The organism is Cupriavidus sp. 09_S30 (assembly GCF_056930435.1).
This window is the reverse complement of the sequence record NZ_JBXOWI010000001.1, coordinates 2,842,150-2,859,619: the sequence shown is the minus strand read 5'-3', so window position 1 is coordinate 2,859,619 and position 17,470 is coordinate 2,842,150. Positions and strand designations below refer to the sequence as shown.

General features: G+C 67.5%; 16 protein-coding genes. 10 read left to right on the top strand and 6 right to left on the bottom strand.

The features are described 5' to 3' along the window. Positions 1-28 precede the first annotated feature (28 nt). Positions 29-1,186 carry a PA0069 family radical SAM protein gene (locus AC1Z3O_RS13540; protein ID WP_483516229.1) on the top strand — a complete coding sequence of 386 codons (1,158 nt, stop codon included), beginning with the start codon at positions 29-31 and terminating at the stop codon, positions 1,184-1,186. A gap of 68 nt (positions 1,187-1,254) precedes the next feature. Here AC1Z3O_RS13540 and AC1Z3O_RS13535 read toward each other — a convergent pair whose 3' ends face one another. The 3 genes from AC1Z3O_RS13535 to AC1Z3O_RS13525 all read right to left on the bottom strand — a co-directional run bounded on the left by AC1Z3O_RS13535 (position 1,255) and on the right by AC1Z3O_RS13525 (position 3,896). Continuing rightward, positions 1,255-1,743 (bottom strand): TM2 domain-containing protein, encoded by a 489-nt coding sequence (locus tag AC1Z3O_RS13535; protein WP_483516228.1) that lies wholly within the window; start codon positions 1,741-1,743, stop codon positions 1,255-1,257. A gap of 474 nt (positions 1,744-2,217) precedes the next feature. Further along, positions 2,218-2,631, bottom strand: coding sequence for a hypothetical protein (locus AC1Z3O_RS13530; protein ID WP_483516227.1), 414 nt, complete (start codon positions 2,629-2,631; stop codon positions 2,218-2,220). 137 nt (positions 2,632-2,768) lie between these two features. After that, positions 2,769-3,896: a PQQ-dependent sugar dehydrogenase gene (locus tag AC1Z3O_RS13525; protein ID WP_483516226.1), complete on the bottom strand. Its 1,128-nt coding sequence runs from the start codon at positions 3,894-3,896 to the stop codon at positions 2,769-2,771. A 144-nt stretch (positions 3,897-4,040) separates the two neighbouring features. Here AC1Z3O_RS13525 and rpsP point away from each other — a divergent pair, with 144 nt between their 5' ends. The 5 genes from rpsP (at position 4,041) to AC1Z3O_RS13500 (ending at position 7,175) form a co-directional block, all read left to right on the top strand. Next, positions 4,041-4,295, top strand: coding sequence for a 30S ribosomal protein S16 (gene rpsP, locus AC1Z3O_RS13520; protein ID WP_483516225.1), 255 nt, complete (start codon positions 4,041-4,043; stop codon positions 4,293-4,295). Positions 4,296-4,434: 139 nt separating this feature from the next. After that, a complete protein-coding gene (gene rimM / locus AC1Z3O_RS13515) occupies positions 4,435-5,049 on the top strand; it encodes a ribosome maturation factor RimM (RefSeq protein WP_483516224.1) in 615 nt (204 codons plus the stop codon). Between the two features lie 41 nt (positions 5,050-5,090). Further along, positions 5,091-5,873, top strand: coding sequence for a tRNA (guanosine(37)-N1)-methyltransferase TrmD (gene trmD, locus AC1Z3O_RS13510; RefSeq protein WP_483516223.1), 783 nt, complete (start codon positions 5,091-5,093; stop codon positions 5,871-5,873). A gap of 77 nt (positions 5,874-5,950) precedes the next feature. Beyond that, positions 5,951-6,340: a 50S ribosomal protein L19 gene (gene rplS, locus AC1Z3O_RS13505; protein ID WP_483516222.1), complete on the top strand. Its 390-nt coding sequence runs from the start codon at positions 5,951-5,953 to the stop codon at positions 6,338-6,340. Positions 6,341-6,494: 154 nt separating this feature from the next. Next, the gene (locus AC1Z3O_RS13500; RefSeq protein ID WP_483517597.1) at positions 6,495-7,175 is read left to right on the top strand and encodes a CoA pyrophosphatase; all 681 of its coding nucleotides are present in this window, start codon (positions 6,495-6,497) and stop codon (positions 7,173-7,175) included. A gap of 69 nt (positions 7,176-7,244) precedes the next feature. Here the strand turns inward: AC1Z3O_RS13500 and AC1Z3O_RS13495 are convergent, their stop codons facing one another. Next, complete coding sequence (locus AC1Z3O_RS13495; protein ID WP_483516221.1) at positions 7,245-8,087, bottom strand: sulfurtransferase; 843 nt, start codon at positions 8,085-8,087, stop codon at positions 7,245-7,247. 277 nt (positions 8,088-8,364) lie between these two features. Here AC1Z3O_RS13495 and dnaE point away from each other — a divergent pair, with 277 nt between their 5' ends. The 4 genes from dnaE to AC1Z3O_RS13475 all read left to right on the top strand — a co-directional run bounded on the left by dnaE (position 8,365) and on the right by AC1Z3O_RS13475 (position 15,731). Continuing rightward, positions 8,365-11,865 carry a DNA polymerase III subunit alpha gene (dnaE, locus tag AC1Z3O_RS13490; protein WP_483516220.1) on the top strand — a complete coding sequence of 1,167 codons (3,501 nt, stop codon included), beginning with the start codon at positions 8,365-8,367 and terminating at the stop codon, positions 11,863-11,865. Positions 11,866-11,924: 59 nt separating this feature from the next. After that, on the top strand, positions 11,925-13,118 hold the full coding sequence (locus AC1Z3O_RS13485) for a glycosyltransferase family 9 protein (RefSeq protein WP_483516219.1): 1,194 nt from the start codon (positions 11,925-11,927) through the stop codon (positions 13,116-13,118). A 370-nt stretch (positions 13,119-13,488) separates the two neighbouring features. Next, the gene (locus tag AC1Z3O_RS13480) at positions 13,489-14,787 is read left to right on the top strand and encodes an O-antigen ligase family protein (RefSeq protein ID WP_483517596.1); all 1,299 of its coding nucleotides are present in this window, start codon (positions 13,489-13,491) and stop codon (positions 14,785-14,787) included. Between the two features lie 23 nt (positions 14,788-14,810). Further along, positions 14,811-15,731 carry a glycosyltransferase family 2 protein gene (locus tag AC1Z3O_RS13475; protein WP_483516218.1) on the top strand — a complete coding sequence of 307 codons (921 nt, stop codon included), beginning with the start codon at positions 14,811-14,813 and terminating at the stop codon, positions 15,729-15,731. A gap of 32 nt (positions 15,732-15,763) precedes the next feature. Here the strand turns inward: AC1Z3O_RS13475 and AC1Z3O_RS13470 are convergent, their stop codons facing one another. Together AC1Z3O_RS13470 and AC1Z3O_RS13465 are read right to left on the bottom strand one after the other, a co-directional pair. Next, positions 15,764-16,606 carry a glycosyltransferase family 2 protein gene (locus AC1Z3O_RS13470; RefSeq protein WP_483516217.1) on the bottom strand — a complete coding sequence of 281 codons (843 nt, stop codon included), beginning with the start codon at positions 16,604-16,606 and terminating at the stop codon, positions 15,764-15,766. Between the two features lie 90 nt (positions 16,607-16,696). Beyond that, a complete protein-coding gene (locus tag AC1Z3O_RS13465) occupies positions 16,697-17,446 on the bottom strand; it encodes a glycosyltransferase family 2 protein (protein ID WP_483516216.1) in 750 nt (249 codons plus the stop codon). Positions 17,447-17,470 lie beyond the last annotated feature (24 nt).

The window sequence follows — 17,470 nt, the reverse complement described above, 5'->3', positions numbered from 1 at the left end:
AGGGGCCGCGCAGGCGGCCGGGGTAACGATGAGCGATACGGAACGGCCCGGGCGGCCGCCCATGCCCCGCAAGGGACGCGGGGCCGTCAGCAATCTGCAGGGGCGCTACGAGCGCGACCGCCGCGAGGCCTTCGACGATGGCTGGGGGCAGGGCGATGCCGACGCCGCGATGGCGCCGGTCGGGCGCGGCGCACCCTCAGGCTCGGCCGCGGACCCGGCGCAGGTGCCGCCGCGGCTGGCGACGCACGTGACCATCGAGCGGTCCCGTTCCATCCTGACCCGCAATGCCTCTCCGGATATCCCCTTCGATGTCTCCCTGAACCCTTACCGGGGCTGCGAGCATGGCTGCATCTACTGCTTCGCACGGCCCACGCACGCCTATCTGGACCTGTCGCCCGGGCTCGACTTCGAGAGCCGGCTGTTCGCCAAGGCGAATGCCGCCGAGCGGCTGCGCGAGGCCCTCTCGCGGCCATCCTATCGCTGTGAAACCATCGCGCTGGGCGTCAACACCGATGCCTACCAGCCCATCGAGCGCGAGCACCGCATCACGCGCGGCGTGCTCGAGGTACTGCATGAATGCGACCACCCGGTGGCGCTGATCACCAAGTCCGCGCTGATTGAACGCGATATCGATCTGCTGGCGCCGATGGCGGCCAAGCGCCTTGCGGTGGCCGCCGTCACCATCACCACACTGGATGGGGAGCTGGCGCGCACCCTGGAGCCGCGCGCCGCGGCGCCGGCACGCCGCCTGCGCACCATTCGCACGCTCAGCGAGGCGGGTATTCCGGTGGGCGTCAGCGTGGCGCCGCTCATTCCCTTCATCACCGAACCTGACCTGGAACGGGTGCTGGAGGCTGCGCGCGAGGCTGGCGCCGTCTATGCGAACTACATCGTGCTGCGCTTGCCCTGGGAAGTGCGGCCCCTGTTCGAGGAGTGGTTGCAGGCGCATTTCCCCGACCGGGCCGAGCGGGTGATGAACCGCGTGCGCGAGATGCGCGGCGGCAAGGACTACGATGCCGACTTCGCCTCGCGCATGCGCGGCACCGGCGTGTGGGCCGAGTTGCTGCGCCAGCGCTTCTACAAGGCCGCCGACAGGCTGGGCTACCGTTACAACCGGTATGAACTGGACACCTCCCGGTTCCATCCGCCCCAGCCCCCGCCATCGCGCCAGGGCTCGCTGTTCTGACGAGGCGCGCGAAGTAGGGCGGCTGATGCGACCGGTTGCTGCCGTTGGCCGCCTATACCGGTGGCGGCCTATTGCGACAGTGCGCGCGCGGCTTCCACCTGCGATTCGAAATAGGTCTGGAAGCTGATCGCCAGGCCCGCCATCAGCAGGCCGGTGCCGATCAGCAGCGACAGGATCACCAGGATCACCACCGGCCAGCCGGACCGCGTCGGCTTGCCGTGCGGGTTGAAGCGGGCGTCCCATTTCTCGTCGGGCCGCAGGCCATAGACAATGGCGGCAAGGAAGGCGCTGGTCACGGAAGCGCCGCCCATCACGGCGAAGGCCCAGTTCAGCACGGGATTGCCGGCATCGGTCAGCAGCGAGGCGATGCCGATGGCGCCTGCCAGCGTGGCGAGCAGGTGCGCCCAGCCAAAGCGGTCGCGCAGGCCGCCCAGATAGAAGCGGTGCGCGCCCAGGCTGCCGAACAGGAAGGCAAGGGCGACGGTGAGCAGCTTGGACTTACCGCGGACGGTGCGGGTGTTGGTGTGGACGGCGGTGGCTTGGCTTACGGCGGACATGGCAGGGCGAAATGAAATCACGCGGCGGGCAGGCGCCCCCGCCAGGCGTCGTACTGTATGGCAACCAGCGTGCAGCGGGTCACATTGTAAGCCGTGCGGCGTGATGAAGTCCGTTCGCGGGAAGAGTGTCGCGGCGTGGCGCGGCATGAGGGGAGGCAAGGCCGTGGCCGATCAGGGCGCGCGGCGACAGCGGCCTGTCATGGCCGACGCGGTTTCCGTGGTGTGACTATGGGGAATCTCTGCGGGAGGAGGCCGTGCCTCCAACGCTTGCTGGCGTCGGCCGGGCAGGGGGCAGGTCAGTTGTCTTTTGCCGTCTGCATGCCGGCGGGCGCCGCGCTGCGCAGCGGGGCGCGGCCTGTGCCGGCCCGTGTGGGCAGGCACGCCAATGAGACCTTCGCGAGAGCCCGGGAGTTCCGGCGGACGCAGTTGCAACTGCCACAACTGCCACAACGGCCGCAACGGCCACAGTACGGGTCAGCGACCGTTACCGTTGCTGTCGCGCGCCGGCCACCCCGGGCCGACGCCGGCCGGCGTGTGCGCGTCGTTGCGTGCATTGTCGCCTCCGCGCCCGCGGTCGCCGGGGCGGCCGTGGTCGTCGTTGCGCATCGAGGCTGGTGCTGCTGCCGGGCGGCCGCTCAGGCGGTCATCGGCGCGGGCCCTGGCCTCCATCCGCTCGATCTGGGCGCGCACATGGTCGCGGCTTTCTGCGCGCACGCTGGCCATTTCCCATCCGACTGCCTGTGGGTGCGCGGCAGACGTCTCATGGGCGTCCGGCCGCACATGTCGCCAGAAAGCGACTTGTGCGTGGCTGATTGCCGCAGCGCCGAGCAGGCCTGCAAGCAGCACCATGCCGGCCACCGCGTTGCGCAGGAGTGAGCGGGAAAACATGCGGAATTCCAGAAGCCTGTCGCGCGGATGGATTCACGAGATGGGTTCATGGTACGCACGGCCCCCGCGGGCGCCTATGCCAATCCCGTTACGGGTGTAACGGATTGTTTCCCTGCTGTCAGGCCGGCCCGCGCGGCCTACGGCGCGTAGCGGATCCGGTAAATGGCGCCGGCAAGATCGTCGCTGACGAGCAGCGAGCCGTCCGGCGCGACCTGCACGTCGACCGGCCGGCCCCACGGCTTGCCCTTGCGCAGCCAGCCTTCGGCAAAGACCTGCTGGCGCACGGCGCGGCCCTGCTCGTCCAGCGTCACCCGGACGACACGGTAGCCGACCGGTTCGCTGCGGTTCCAGCTGCCGTGTTCGGCGATGAAGATCGTGTTGCCACGGTACTCGGGCGGGAACTGGCTGCCGGTATAGAAGCGCATGCCAAGCGCGGCGACGTGCGCACCGAGCTTGGCGACCGGTGGCACGAAGGCCGAGCAGGGGTGCTGCTTGCCGAACTCCGGATCGGGGAGATCGCCGGCATGGCAGTAGGGGTAGCCGAAATGCTGGCCTTGGCGCGTGAGCCGGTTGAGTTCGTCGTCGGGCTGGTCGTCGCCCATCCAGTCCCGGCCGTTGTCGGTGAACCAGAGTTCGCCGGTGGCCGGGTTCCAGTCGAAGCCGACGGTATTGCGCACGCCTTTGGCCACGAGCTGGAGGTCGGAGCCGTCGGGCCGCATCTTCATGATGTTGGCGTACCGATTCTCGTCGGGCGCGCAGATATTGCAGGGCGCGCCGACCGGAACGTAGAGGTAGCCGTCGGGGCCGAAGGCGATGAATTTCCAGCCGTGATGGGTGTCGGTGGGAAAGCGGTCGCTGACTACGACCGGCTTCGGCGGGTTGTCCAGCCGGGCCTCGATGTCATCGAGCCGCACGATGCGCGATACCGACGACGCATACAGCGAGCCGGCGCGAAAGGCCACGCCGACCGGCATCGTCAGGCCGCTGGCAATCGTGCGCACCTTGGGCTGCGCTTGCAGCGGCGCGCTGATGGCGTAGACTTTGCCTTCGCCGCGCGTGCCCACGAACAGTGTGCCCGCCGGAGAGAGTGTCATGCCGCGCGCCTCCGGTACCTTGTCGCTGAGCACCTCGATGTGAAAGCCTGGCGGCAGCTTGATCTCGTCGATCGGCAGCGCTGCGCGGGCCGCCGGGCTGCCGAGCAGCAGCGTGGCACAGCAGAACGCGGCGCGCACGAGGCCAGCACTGAAGTGGAGCTTGGTTCGCACGGCAATCCCCCTCCGTTGTGGTTCTCGCCACAATGCCCGTGCCGCAGTCCCGAGTCAATTGGCTAAGTGTTTGTTTGGCCTTGAGAATTGGGCTATACTCTTGCGTTTCGTGTTCGAACACCCCGTTTTCTAAGGATTTGACCCATGGTCGTCATTCGTCTGGCTCGCGGCGGCAGCAAGAAGCGCCCCTTCTTCAACATCGTTGCTGCTGATTCGCGCAATCGCCGCGATGGCCGTTTCATCGAGCGCATCGGCTTCTACAACCCGCTGGCTTCCGGCGCTCAGGAAGGCCTGCGCGTTGTGGCTGACCGCCTGGCCTACTGGCAAGGCGTTGGCGCACAACTGTCGCCGACCGTGGCCCGCCTGGTCAAGCAGAACGCCGCCAAGGCCGCTGCCTGATTGTCTGACCCGGTGTTCGTGTGCGGCCGCGCCTTGCGTGCGGCGTGCGGCGCGACCCGGGGCGGAGTCGTGATTGAGCGTAACTGAGCGTGACTGAGCAGTGACTGAGCGCAAGCAAGGTGCCGCGATACGGCGGCCGTTGACTACGCCCACCGCCCAGCAGCCCGCAAGGCTGCCTGCGGCGCTGATTCATGCCGATGCCCTGCCGGAGGATCTGGTGGAGGTCGGTTATGTGGGCGCGGCTTATGGCATTCGTGGCTGGATCAAGGTCCAGCCGCACGCACAGAACGCCGATGCGCTGCTGCATGCGCGCCGTTGGTGGCTGCTCGCTGCGCCGCGTGCCGGTCTCGCCGGCGGCAGCGCGGATGCGCCACCGCTGTGCGTGAAGATCGCGCAGTCGCGCGAACATAGCGGTACCGTGGTCGCGCAGGCGGCCGGTGTCGCGGATCGCAATCTGGCCGAGGCGCTCAAGGGGCGCCGCGTCTGGATCCGGCGCGCGGATTTTCCCGCGCCCGCGGAAGATGAATTTTACTGGGTCGATCTGATCGGCTGTGCCGTGCTCAACGAGCAGGGCGAGCCGCTGGGCGAAGTCTCCGGCCTGATCGACAACGGGGCCCACCAGGTTCTTGAGGTGGCCCACGCGCTGCCCGACGGCAAGCCGGGCGAGCGCTTGATCCCCTTCGTTGACGCCTATCTGCGCGAGGTCGATATCGCGGCCAGGCGGATCGTGGTCGACTGGGGTCTGGATTACTGATTTGCCGGCCGCACGGTGGCGGCCAAGCAGGGGAGAGGCGGATGCAGTTCGATGTGATCACGCTGTTTCCCGAGATGTTTCGCGCGCTGACCGACTGGGGCATCACCAGCCGGGCGGCCCAGCAGCAACGCTATGCGCTGCGCACCTGGAATCCGCGCGATTTCACCGTCGACAACTACCGCACGATCGATGACCGTCCGTATGGCGGCGGCCCAGGCATGGTGATGCTGGCCAAGCCGCTCGAGGATGCGATCGATGCGGCGGGCGCGGCGCAGGCCGCGGCCGGCGTGGCGAAGCCGCATGTGGTGCTGATGTCGCCGCAAGGCGCGCGGCTGGACCATGCCAAAGTGATGGAACTGGGGCAGCGCCCCGGCCTGGTGCTCCTGTGCGGGCGCTACGAGGCGATCGACCAGCGCCTGATCGATCGGCGCGTGGACGAAGAGATCAGCCTCGGCGATTTCGTGCTGTCGGGCGGCGAGCTGCCGGCGATGGCGCTGATCGACGCGGTGGTGCGGCATCTGCCCGGCGTGCTGGGCGATGCGCAGTCGGCGGTGCAGGACAGCTTCGTCAATGGCCTGCTGGACTGCCCGCACTATACGCGGCCGGAAGTCTATGAAGGCGAGCGGGTGCCCGAGATTCTGCTTGGCGGGCACCATGCCGAGATCGAGAAATGGCGGCGCCGTCAGGCGCTGGCCAATACCGCGAGCAAGCGCCCCGACCTGATCGAGGCGGCTCGCAAGCAGGGTTTGCTGACCCGCGCCGACGAGAAGTTCTTGTCGGAGTGGTCCGCGAAGGCAGGGCGGGAGCTCGCTTCCGCCAAGTGAAAACCCCATCCTCTGCCGGGGCCAGGGCATTGCCCCGGGGCACACAACGCCGGCATGATGGCTTAGGAGAAAAAACGATGAACCTCATCGAGCAAATCGAAAAAGACGAGATCGCGCGTCTGACCGCCAACAAGACCATTCCCGCGTTCGCTCCCGGCGACACCGTGGTGGTCAACGTGAACGTGGTTGAAGGTAACCGCAAGCGCGTGCAGGCATACGAAGGCGTCGTGATTGCCAAGCGCAACCGCGGCCTGAACTCGTCCTTCATCGTGCGCAAGATCTCGTCGGGCGAAGGCGTGGAACGTACGTTCCAGCTGTACTCGCCGCTGATCGCCGGCATCGAAGTGAAGCGTCGCGGCGATGTGCGCCGTGCCAAGCTGTACTACCTGCGCCAGCGTTCGGGCAAGTCGGCTCGCATCAAGGAAAAGCTGGTTTCGAAGGCTACCAAGGTAGCCGCCGCCCAGTAAGGCGATCGGCATGGCCGGCCTCTTGGCCTGCCATGCAGCCGGAACCGGCAGTTTCGAGGGCACCCTCCGGGGTGCCCTTTTTGCTTTGGGGCTGCGCTGTGCATGCTGCAGTGCAGCCGGCCTGGAATGGCCGCTTCTGTCATACTTAGCCGCTATGCGCCCCGCCTTTGATCCCGAAGCCCTTCCCATCATCGATACCGATACGCGCCACCCGGCCATCGACGCGCCGCGGCTGCGCCCCGATTTCATCCGGCAGCGGCTGCACGCGCCGCCCGCCTGGCAACCCGAACTGGTCGACGATTCGCGCGCCAAGGACCGCGGCGGCGCGCTGCGCGATGCGGCGGTCCTCATGCCGCTGGTCGAGCGCGAGCACGGGCTGACGGTGCTGCTGACCGAGCGCAATGCGAACCTGAATGCGCACGCCGGCCAGATCAGCTTCCCCGGCGGCAGCTTCGACGCGACAGACCCGGACCGGATCTGGACGGCCTTGCGCGAAACGGAGGAGGAGGTGGGGTTGCCGCGCAACTTCGTCGAGGTGATCGGCATGCTGCCGGACTACATCACGGGCACGGGTTTCCTGGTCAGTCCGGTGGTGGGGCTGGTGCGCGATGGCTTCACCTTGCAGCCGAATGCCGGCGAGGTAGCGGACGTCTTCGAGGTGCCCCTCGCCTTCCTGATGAACCCGGTCCACCACCAGCGCCGGTTGCTGCGCTGGGTGGATGGCGAGCGCGTCTTCTATGCCATGCCCTTTCCGCGCGAGGAGGGGGGCTATCGCTTCATCTGGGGCGCAACGGCCGCGATGCTGCGCAATCTCTACCATCTCCTGGCCGCCTGACGGCCAACTGAGCGGCCGGCGCGCGCAGCGGTGCTTCGCTCCGCGCGGTGAACGCCTGAGCGGGCGCGCTCAGGCGGCGGCCTTGCCGGCTGCGCAGTGCGGGCAGCTCTGGCCCACGATGTAGAGCGGGCTCTGCTGCTCCTCGGTGCTGACGACCGCGCGACAGGCGAAGCACTGCTTGGGGCCGGCCGGCTCCAGGCTCGGATTGAGCGCGGTCCGGTAGTCGAAGACGAAGCAGTCGCCGTCATAGTGGCTGCCGCCGACTTCCTCGAAGTACTTCAGGATCCCGCCCTCGAGCTGGTAGACGTGCTCGATGCCGGCTTCCTGCATGTGGATCGCAGCCTTTTCGCAGCGGATGCCGCCGGTGCAGAAGGAGACCACCGTCTTGCCTTCCAGGTCCGCCCGGTGGCTCGCCACCTCGGCCGGGAAGTCGCTGAACTTGCTGATGCCGTACGCTACCGCGCCGGTGAAGGTGCCCACGGCCACTTCGAAGTCGTTGCGCGTGTCGAGCATCACCACGGGGCGGCCCGCGTCGTCATGACCCTGGTCCAGCCAACGCTTGAGCACGACCGGCGCGACCGAGGGCGCGCGCCCGTCCTCCGGCCGGATCAGCGGCATCTTCATCGTGATGATTTCCTTCTTCAGGCGCACCAGCATGCGCTTGAAGGGCTGCTTCTCCGACAGGCTTTCCTTTGGCGCTAGATCGGCGAAGCGAGCATCGGCGCGCAGCCAGCCGACGACGCTGTCAATGGCCTCGCGCGTGCCGGCCAGGAACAGATTGATGCCCTCGGGGGCCAGCAGGACCGTGCCTTTCAGGCCGGCGGCCTCGCAGCGCTCGCGCAGGTGCTCGCGCAGGGTCTCGCGGTCGTTGAGCGAGACGAATTTATAGGCGGAGATATTGACGATCTGCATGACGGCGCGTACCGGAGCGCAGGCGCCGCCACGCGTCAAGGCGGGACGGCGATAACTGGCTGATTGGAAAGGCGAAATTATACCGTCGCGCGCGCTGCGTGCCGCCATGTCCCAGCGCCGTCGTCGGGCTTGTCCCCTGCGGCGGGCAGCCGGCGCCACAAGCGGGCGGGGTGGGCCCGGACGGTTCACCCGGACAGCGCGCATGGGTGCTGGCCGCGGCCGGAGGCAGGCCGAAACAAGGCCGCCAACGCGGGCCGAGCCGGTACAATATCGCCCCATGTCTGCACCCCGCTTCGTACACCTCCGCCTGCACTCCGAGTATTCCGTCGTCGATGGCATCGTGCGCCTCGACGATGCCGTCAAGGCCGCCGCCGCTGACGGCATGGGAGCGCTCGCCCTGACCGACCTCGCCAACGCCTTCGGCCTGATCCGCTTCTACAAGGAGGCCCGAGGCGGCGGCGTCAAGCCGGTGGTCGGCGCCGACGTCTGGCTGAGCAATGCGGACGACCGCGACAAGCCCGCTCGCCTGCTGCTGCTGGTGCAGGACCGCATCGGCTACCTGAACCTGTGCACGCTGCTGTCGCGCGCCTGGCTGGCCAACCAGCATCGCGGCCGCGCCGAGATCGAGCCGGGCTGGTTCGAGGAGCCGGGCGAGGAGGGTGCGCCGCTCGCCACCGGACTGATCGCGCTGTCCGGGGCCATGGGCGGTGACGTCGGGATGGCGCTGGCCAACGGCAACCAGGCCGGCGCCGAGCGCGCCGCGCGGCACTGGGCCGAGATATTCCCGCAGCGTTTCTATATCGAGCTGCAGCGCGCTGAACAGCCGGGCACGGAAAGCTATGTCCAGCAGGCCGTGCAACTGGCCGCTGCGTTGCGGCTGCCTGTGGTGGCCACGCATCCGGTGCAGTTCATGAAGCCGGACGATTTCACCGCGCACGAGGCGCGCACCTGCATCGCCGAGGGTGAACTGCTGGCCAATCCGCGCCGCACGCGCCGCTTCACCACCGACCAGTATTTCAAGACGCAGGACGAGATGTGCGCGCTGTTTGCCGACATCCCCTCCGCGCTGGAGAACGCGGTCGAGATCGCGCGCCGCTGCAACCTGACGCTGGAACTGGGCAAGCCGCGCCTGCCGCTGTTCCCGACGCCGGACGGCATGTCGCTCGACGACTACCTGGTGCACATGGCCAAGGAAGGCCTGGAGAAGCGCCTGGAAGTGCTGTTCCCGGACGAGGCCGTGCGCGAGGCGAAGCGGCCCGAGTATTACGCGCGCCTGGAGTTCGAGACCGGCACCATCATCAAGATGGGCTTCCCGGGCTACTTCCTGATCGTGGCGGACTTCATCAACTGGGCCAAGAACAATGGCGTGCCGGTGGGGCCGGGGCGTGGCTCCGGCGCCGGCTCGCTGGTAGCCTATGCGCTGGGCATCACCGATCTCGATCCGTTGAAGTATGCGCTGCTGTTCGAGCGCTTCCTGAACCCGGAACGGGTCTCGATGCCTGACTTCGACATCGACTTCTGCCAGCACGGGCGCGACCGCGTCATCACCTACGTGAAGGAGAAGTACGGCAAGGACGCGGTCTCGCAGATCGCCACCTTCGGCACCATGGCCGCCAAGGCCGCGGTGCGTGACGTGGGCCGGGTGCTCGACCTGGGCTACGGCTTCGTCGACGGCATCGCCAAGCTGATCCCGTTCAAGCCGGGCAAGCTGGTCACCATCGAGGAGGCCAAGAAGGAAGAGCCGCTGCTCACCGAGCGCGAGAACAACGAGGAAGAGGTGCGCCAGCTGCTGGAGCTGGCGCAGCGCGTGGAAGGCATGACGCGCAACGTCGGTATGCACGCCGGCGGCGTGCTGATCGCGCCCGGCAAGCTGACCGATTTCTGCCCGCTGTACACGCAGGGCGACGACGGCGGCGTGGTCAGCCAGTACGACAAGGACGACGTCGAGGCGGCCGGCCTGGTCAAATTCGACTTCTTGGGCCTGACCACGCTGACCATCCTCGACTGGGCCGAGCGCTACATCCGCCGCCTCGATCCGAGCAAGGCGGACTGGAACTGCAGCCAGATCCCGCTGGCCGACGGCCCGGCCTTCGATATCCTGAAGACCGCCAACACGGTGGCCGTGTTCCAGCTGGAAAGCCGCGGCATGCAGGGCATGCTGAAGGACGCCAAGCCCGACCGCTTCGAGGACATCATCGCGCTGGTGGCGCTCTACCGCCCGGGCCCGATGGACCTGATCCCCAGCTTCTGCGCGCGCAAGCACGGTCGCGAGAAGGTGGAGTACCCGGACCCGCGCGTCGAGCCGGTGCTCAAGGAGACCTACGGCATCATGGTCTACCAGGAGCAGGTGATGCAGATGGCGCAGATCATCGGCGGCTACTCGCTGGGCGGCGCCGACCTGCTGCGCCGCGCCATGGGCAAGAAGAAGGCCGAGGAGATGGCCCAGCACCGGGAGCTGTTCCGCGTGGGCGCGGACAAGAACGGCCTCACCGGGGAGCAGGCCGACGAGATCTTCGACCTGATGGAGAAGTTCGCCGGCTACGGCTTCAACAAGTCGCACGCCGCCGCCTACGCGCTGCTGGCCTACTACACCGCCTGGCTGAAGGCGCACCATCCGGCCGAATTCATGGCGGCCAACATGTCGCTCGCCATGGACGACACCGACAAGGTGAAGATCCTGTTCGAGGACTGCAAGCTCAACGGCCTCAAGCTGCTGCCGCCCGACATCAACGCCAGCGAGTACCGCTTCGCCCCCACCGATGCCAAGACCATCCGCTACGGCCTGGGTGGCATCAAGGGCTCGGGGCAGGGCGCCATCGAGGACATCCTGCGCGCGCGCGAGGAGCGGCCCTTCGACGACCTGTTCGATTTCTGCGAGCGCGTCGACCGCCGCCAGGTCAACCGCCGCACCATGGAGGCGCTGATCCGCGCCGGTGCCTTCGACAGCCTGAACGACAACCGCGGCCAGATGCTGGCCTCCGTCTCGCGCGCCATGGAGGCCGCCGAGCAGAAGGCCCAGTCGGCCAACCAGGTGTCGCTGTTCGACCTGATGGGCGACGCCGGCGACGCGCACAAGCCCGAACTGGTCGACGAGCCGCGCTGGCCGCCCAAGCGCACGCTGCAGGAAGAAAAGCAGGCGCTCGGCTACTACTTCTCGGGCCACCTGTTCGACGCCTATCGCGACGAGGTGCGGCGCTTCGTCAAGGGCACGCTGGCCGCGCTGGAGAAGGACGTGCAGGGCAACGGCGGCGGCTATGGCCGCGACGTGCGCGGCAAGACCATCGCCGGCGTCATCACGGGCATCCGCACCCAGATGACCCAGCGCGGCAAGATGCTGATCGTGCTGGTCGACGACGGCACGGCGCAGATCGAGATGACCGTCTTCAACGAGCTGTTCGATGCGAACCGCCATATGTTCAAGGAAGACGAGCTGCTGATTGCCACCGGCAATGCACGGCACGATACCTTCACCGGCGGCGTCCGCTTCACGGCGGAGTCGGTGATGGACCTGGTGGCGGCGCGCACCCGCTTTGCGGACGCGGTCTCGCTATCGTTCAACGGCAACGCCTCGACCCAGCGGCTGCGCGACCTGCTCACGCCATACCTGGCAGGGGAGGCCGCCGGGCCCGGCTTGCCGGTGCGTGTGTGCTATGCGGCGGCCAGCGCGCAGTGCGAGGCCATCCTCGGCAGGCAGTGGCAGGTGACGCCCTCGGACGATGCGCTGAACTGCTTCCGCGAGGCCTTGTCGGGCGAGAACGTCAGCATGATCTACAGTTGATGCGGCCCGCACGCCTTCGTACCTGACCTGTGCAAACTGCCTGACCGATTCCTGACATCGTGGCCGCTCTCTTTCCTCCCGACCGTGCGCCTCGCACCATTCTCGTGGCCGCCACGCGCCGCATTGGCGACGTCCTGCTGACCACGCCGCTGATTCGTTCCTTGAAGACGCGCTGGCCCGGCGCCCAGATCGACGTGCTGGTGTTTCGCGGCACGGAGGGCGTGCTCGAGGGCAACCCGGACGTGCGCCGTGTGATCACGGTGGCGCAGCGCGCACGCCTGGGCGAGCGCCTGCGCGATGCCGCCCGCATTTGGCGCCGCTACGACCTGGCCTGTGCCGCGCTGAGCTCCGACCGCCCGCGCTTCTACGCGTGGTTCGCCGGGCGCAAGCGCGTCGGGCTGGTCGATCCGGGCCGCGTCACCTGGTGGACGCGCCTGATGCTGCACGGCATTGCGCTCAACCGCCATGAAACCGAGCACACCGTGGTGAGCACGCTGGCGCTGGCGCCGGTGATCGGCATCGAGCCCGTGGCCCAGGTGGTGGCCCCCGGGATCGGCGGCGACGCGAAGCGCCGCGCCGACTTCGACGCCCTGTTCACTGCACCTGCCTGCGCGCCGGGCCAGCCGCTGGCCGTGCTGCATCCCTACCCGATGTATGCCTACAAGCAATGGCATCTCGGTGGCTGGATCGCACTGATCCACTGGCTGCGCGAGCAGGGCTACGCCGTGGCGCTCAGCGGCGGCCCCGCCACCGGGGAGCGCGAGTACGCCGAGCGCGTAGTTGCCGGCGCGGGCGTTCCCGTGCTGAATCTCGTCGGCAAGCTGTCCTTTGGCGAGAGCGCCGAGCTGTTCCGCCGCGCGCAGGTGTTCGTGGGGCCGGATACCGGTGCCACCCATGTGGCCGCCGCCACCGGCACGCCGACCATCGCCTTGTTCGGGCCGTCCGACGCGATGCGCTGGGGCCCCTGGCCGACGAGCGCCGTGCCCGGCGAGAACCCGTGGCGCCTCAAGGGGTCGGGGCGGCAAGGCAACGTCTACCTGCTGCAGGGGGAGGGGGAGTGCGTGCCTTGCCGGCAAGAGGGCTGCGATCGCCATCTCGGCAGCTATAGCAAGTGCCTGACGGAGATGCGCGCGGAGCGCGTCATCCGGGTGATCGCCGAAATGCTGGATCTCCCCGCGTCCCAGCATGCGTCTGTGCACCGCATCGACGCCGGTGTTCTCAAGCCGGGAGAAGCAGCGATGTCGCGCCGCTGAACGCCTGATTCACGCGGCCGGATCTTGGGGGCCGTTTCCGGGTCGCGTATACTGCTGGCTGCCCGTTACATGTGCGGTACATGCCGCAACGCAGTCCGCGGGCTTGTTGCAACGCCTCTTCGCATCGCGCATCCACCCGCTGCCGAAGAAACCGAGCGGCACGGCAGGTGACTGGCAGGTGGTGCTATCGTGGCGCGCTTGCCGGTGCCCGTCCGATCCGGATGCTTGTGTGTCCTGGCCTTGGTTTCGTCCGGCGGCGCCGCCCATACCCTGGGCGTCGTGGTCTGCCCGACGCAGCGGCGCGCGCCACCCGTCCCGCGCCGCTAAAGGGCCCGACGCCGTTGCGTCAGGCCGAGTAGATAGAACAGTAATGCTTACGATTTCCGATAGACGTCCAGGCGAGACGGCTGCGCGCCACTTGCTGGTTGCAGCCTTCGTGCTGGCTTATCCCTCCATGACGTTGGCAGTGCGCGGCGCCGCCAGCGCGCTGCTGCTCACCGCCACCCTGATTTCTCTCATCGTGCTGGCCATGCCCCGGGCCCGCCCAAGTGGCTCGTGGTCCGCCACGGATCGCCTGGTGCTGGCGTCGAGTGTGGCCATGACGCTGCCTTTTGCCGCGGTCCTGCTCAGCGAGATGTGGCACGGCAAGCTGCTCATGAGTTCCATGGACTCGCCTTCGCGCTTCATTGCGGCCGTGCCAATTCTGCTGGTGCTGCGCAGGTTGCCACTGCCGGTGTTGCGCTGGAGCGATCTCTCTTTTGCATTGGGCGGATATGCTTCGCTCGCAGTCTGTCTGTTCGCAGGCCGCGACTGGGGTTTCGGACGGCTCGGCAGTTCCTTCCTGAACCCTATTCACTTCGGTGACATCGCCCTGGTCCTTGGCGTGCTTTCGGTGCTGTCCATGAACTGGTGGCGCAAGGATTCGCTCGCCGTGCGCATTTTCAAGATCGGTGGCTTGTGTGCGGGTTTGGCGGCGTCCTTGCTGACCGGTGCGCGGGGCGGATGGGTGGCGATTCCCTTTGTCGTGGCTCTCGTGCTGTGCGTGCGAGGCGGTGCCAAGTCGCGATGGTGGCGCATCCTGCTGCCAGCTTCGGCAGTCATTGCCCTGATCGTGCTTTACTTTGCCTTCGATTCGGTCCAAGACCGTATCCATCAGGTCTGGTCGGACCTGGCGGCGTATGCGCAGGGCAACAAGGACACCTCGATCGGCATCCGTTTCCAGATCTACGAGGCGGCCCTGGCATCGATCCCGCAGCATCCGATTTTCGGACTGGGCGCGGGCGGCTTTGCCGACAGCTTGCAGGCCCGGGTCGATGCTGGCTGGATGACGGCGGAGGCGGCCCAGTTCGGCCGCGGCGAGGCGCACAATGAGTTGCTGGCCTACACGGCCAACTATGGGTTGGTGGGCGCCATCGCCCTGATCGCCGTCCATCTCGTGCCGGGCCTGCTGTTCTGGCGGTGCCTGAAGTCGCCCGCTGCACCCATGCGCCGGGCGGCCCTGATGGGCCTGGCCTTCGTCATCTCATTCTTTGTTTTCGGCCTGACGGTGGAAATGTTCGACTTGAAGATGACGGCTTCATTCTACGCGGCCATGATCGCGCTGCTGGCGGGCATCGCTGCGCACGCCGGCGATACGGCGTGCGCGCAGAGCCCACGCCGCGGCCAATAACGGAATCCGAACCCAGACCGAACATGTTCAGCATCCTGATTCCTACCTGGAACAACCTCCCTTACCTCAAGTTGTGCATCGAAGGCATCCGGCGCCATTCAGCGTTCGACCACGAGATCATCGTGCACGTCAACGAAGGCACCGACGGCACGCTCGAGTGGGTGCGTGAGCAGGGCATTCGCCACACGTGGAGCAAGGGCAATGTGGGCGTGTGCCTGGCGCTCAATGACGCCGCGCGCCTGGCCACGCGCGATTGGATCCTGTTCATGAATGACGACATGTTCTGCACGCCCGGCTGGGACCTGGCCTTCGATGCGACCTTGCGTCAGATCGGCGACCGCTTCTCCTACCTCGCGGCACGGCTTATCGAGCCGCTCGATACCGGCAATGCGAAGGTGACGGTCGCGAACTTCGGCACCCAACCCGACAATTTCGACGAGGCCGGACTGGTGGCCTACACGGCCGGACTGGCAGCGGCGCCGGATCGGAACGGCGTGGCGCTGCAGCCCACGCTGCTGAGCCGCCGCCTGTGGCATCTGGTGGGCGGCTACAGCATCGAGTTCGGTCCTGGCATGAGCAGCGACGACGATTTCCTGATGAAGCTGTGGCTGGTTGGCTGCCGTATCTATCGCGCGGTCGATGCGAGCCGCATCTATCATTTCGGCTGCTCGACGACGCGACGCGTGCGACGAAACAAAGGCGGGCGCGAATTCTTGCTCAAGTGGGGTATCACGCAGCAGGCGTTCACGCGCGACTACGTTGAAGCCACGGCCCACGGCGCGGCGGATCTCCTGCCCAAGGTGCCTCGCGCTGGCCTTGCCGTCCGGCTCAAGCGCGCGATCTACGCGCCGCGCCGTCATCCCACCGGGGATCTGGAGGCCTGGGAGCCCGATCTGCCGGCGCAATTGTCCGCCCACGCCTACGAAGGCGAACGCGGAGGCTGAGCAGGCTGCCGGGGGGGCAACCCCCGGGCCAGTCAGCTGAACATGCGCTTCAGGCGGGATTTCAGCAGCGCGCGCTGCAGGCCGGCGCTGGCAACGGGCTCGGCCAGTTCCAGTGGCTGGCCGGCTGCCTGGCCGCGCCGGAGGTAGAAGCGGTCGAAGGTGGCCTGCGTCATGCCCCACTTGTTCAGGAACTGCCGCCGGCCGTCATTCTTGACGATCTTGCCGGTGCTCTTCTGCTGGAAGTGATAGACGAGGCTGTCGCCGACGCCCAGGAAGATGCGGCAGCCGGCGTGCCAGAGCTTCATCGAGAAATCATTGTCGCTGCTCATGCCGGGGCTGAGTTCGCTGCTGTAGCCGCCGACCTTGTGCCACCAGTCGCGGTGCACCAGGGTGGGCGGCCAGGTGGCGCCCAGCCAGTCGCCGCGTACCAGCGACGATGTTGCTGCCTCCAGTCCTGCCGCATCGAACTGTGCGGCGTCGCGGCCGAAGTTGCGTACGACCACGCAGGGATTGCCGGTGTCGACCGGTTCGACCATCGTGCCGGACAGCATGAACAGGTCCGAGGGCATGCGTTCGATGTGGCGCACCAGCGCGCTGTCCCAGCCGGGGCAGCAGAACATGTCATCGTTCATGTAGACGATGTAGTCGCGCGTGGCGCGCGCGGCGGCGAGGTTCACGGCGTGGCAGATGCCGATGTTGGCGGGCGAGGCGGTGTGCTCGATGCCTTGCTCGCGCACCCAGGCCAGCGTGCCGTCCGAGCCGTCGTTGACGTGCACGATGATCTGGTGGTCATGGGCCGAATGGCGGCGCAGGCTGTCGACGACCAGTTGCAGGTAGGGCAGGTTGTTCCAGGTCGGGATGATGATGGAGAACATGGCGATCGGGATGCGTTGTCGTAGGGCTCGGGGAGGCGGCGATGCGAAGGCGGTGTCCGGAGCGGGCGGTGGCCCGCATCCGGCAAGACGTCACGCCGACGCCGCCATCGCGCGGGCGCGCCGGTACTTTTCATAGCTGACCGAGGCGTTCATCCTGGCGATGGCAAAGCCGGTGCGGCCGTCCAGGATGCCGCGCTTGACCAGCAGCGTGCGGAGGAAGGCCCAGGTGCCGTGCAGGGCGGGCGACAGCGGCCCGACATGCTTGCCGCGCCGGCGCAGTTCGCGCGCGCCGGCCTCGGCGTATTGGCGGCTCTTGGCCTCGACCTGGGCGCGCGAAGTGTAGCTGTAGTGCAGCAGCGATGTCTTCAGCTTTGCGACGGGCCCCTGGGGGAGGATGCTCTCGTGGACCAGGTTGTCGGAGAAGCGCGCGCGGCCGCGGCGGAACAGCCGCACGATGTAGTCGGGCCGCCACCCGGAGTGGTGGACCCAGTGGCCGCAGAATTGCGACAGCCGGGGCACGGCGTAGGCGTCGGCCTGGTTGCCGGCCATTGCCGCGCGGAGTTCACCGGCCAGTTCGGGCGTCACTCTTTCGTCGGCGTCGATGCTGAACACCCAATCGCCGGTGGCGGCATCGAGGGCGCGGTTCTTCTGCGGGCCGAAGCCCGGCCAGTCGGTCTCGATCACGCGTGCGCCCAGTTCGCGGCAGATCCGCACCGTGTCATCGGTGCTGCCGGAGTCCACCACGACGATCTCGTCGGCAAGATCGCGTACCGAGCGCAGGCAGTCGCCGATATGCGCCGCCTCATCGCGGGTGATGACAATGACAGACAGGGATGGCATCGAGGAGAGCGAGGGTGAATACGG

Excerpts from the sequence above, each read along its gene's own strand:
- AC1Z3O_RS13540 (WP_483516229.1), top strand. The coding sequence starts at position 29 with ATGAGCGATACGGAACGGCCCGGGCGGCCGCCCATGCCCCGCAAGGGA.
- AC1Z3O_RS13535 (WP_483516228.1), bottom strand. The coding sequence starts at position 1,743 with ATGTCCGCCGTAAGCCAAGCCACCGCCGTCCACACCAACACCCGCACC.
- AC1Z3O_RS13530 (WP_483516227.1), bottom strand. The coding sequence starts at position 2,631 with ATGTTTTCCCGCTCACTCCTGCGCAACGCGGTGGCCGGCATGGTGCTG.
- rpsP (WP_483516225.1), top strand. The coding sequence starts at position 4,041 with ATGGTCGTCATTCGTCTGGCTCGCGGCGGCAGCAAGAAGCGCCCCTTC.
- trmD (WP_483516223.1), top strand. The coding sequence starts at position 5,091 with ATGCAGTTCGATGTGATCACGCTGTTTCCCGAGATGTTTCGCGCGCTG.
- rplS (WP_483516222.1), top strand. The coding sequence starts at position 5,951 with ATGAACCTCATCGAGCAAATCGAAAAAGACGAGATCGCGCGTCTGACC.
- AC1Z3O_RS13500 (WP_483517597.1), top strand. The coding sequence starts at position 6,495 with ATGCGCCCCGCCTTTGATCCCGAAGCCCTTCCCATCATCGATACCGAT.
- AC1Z3O_RS13495 (WP_483516221.1), bottom strand. The coding sequence starts at position 8,087 with ATGCAGATCGTCAATATCTCCGCCTATAAATTCGTCTCGCTCAACGAC.
- dnaE (WP_483516220.1), top strand. The coding sequence starts at position 8,365 with ATGTCTGCACCCCGCTTCGTACACCTCCGCCTGCACTCCGAGTATTCC.
- AC1Z3O_RS13480 (WP_483517596.1), top strand. The coding sequence starts at position 13,489 with ATGCTTACGATTTCCGATAGACGTCCAGGCGAGACGGCTGCGCGCCAC.
- AC1Z3O_RS13475 (WP_483516218.1), top strand. The coding sequence starts at position 14,811 with ATGTTCAGCATCCTGATTCCTACCTGGAACAACCTCCCTTACCTCAAG.
- AC1Z3O_RS13470 (WP_483516217.1), bottom strand. The coding sequence starts at position 16,606 with ATGTTCTCCATCATCATCCCGACCTGGAACAACCTGCCCTACCTGCAA.
- AC1Z3O_RS13465 (WP_483516216.1), bottom strand. The coding sequence starts at position 17,446 with ATGCCATCCCTGTCTGTCATTGTCATCACCCGCGATGAGGCGGCGCAT.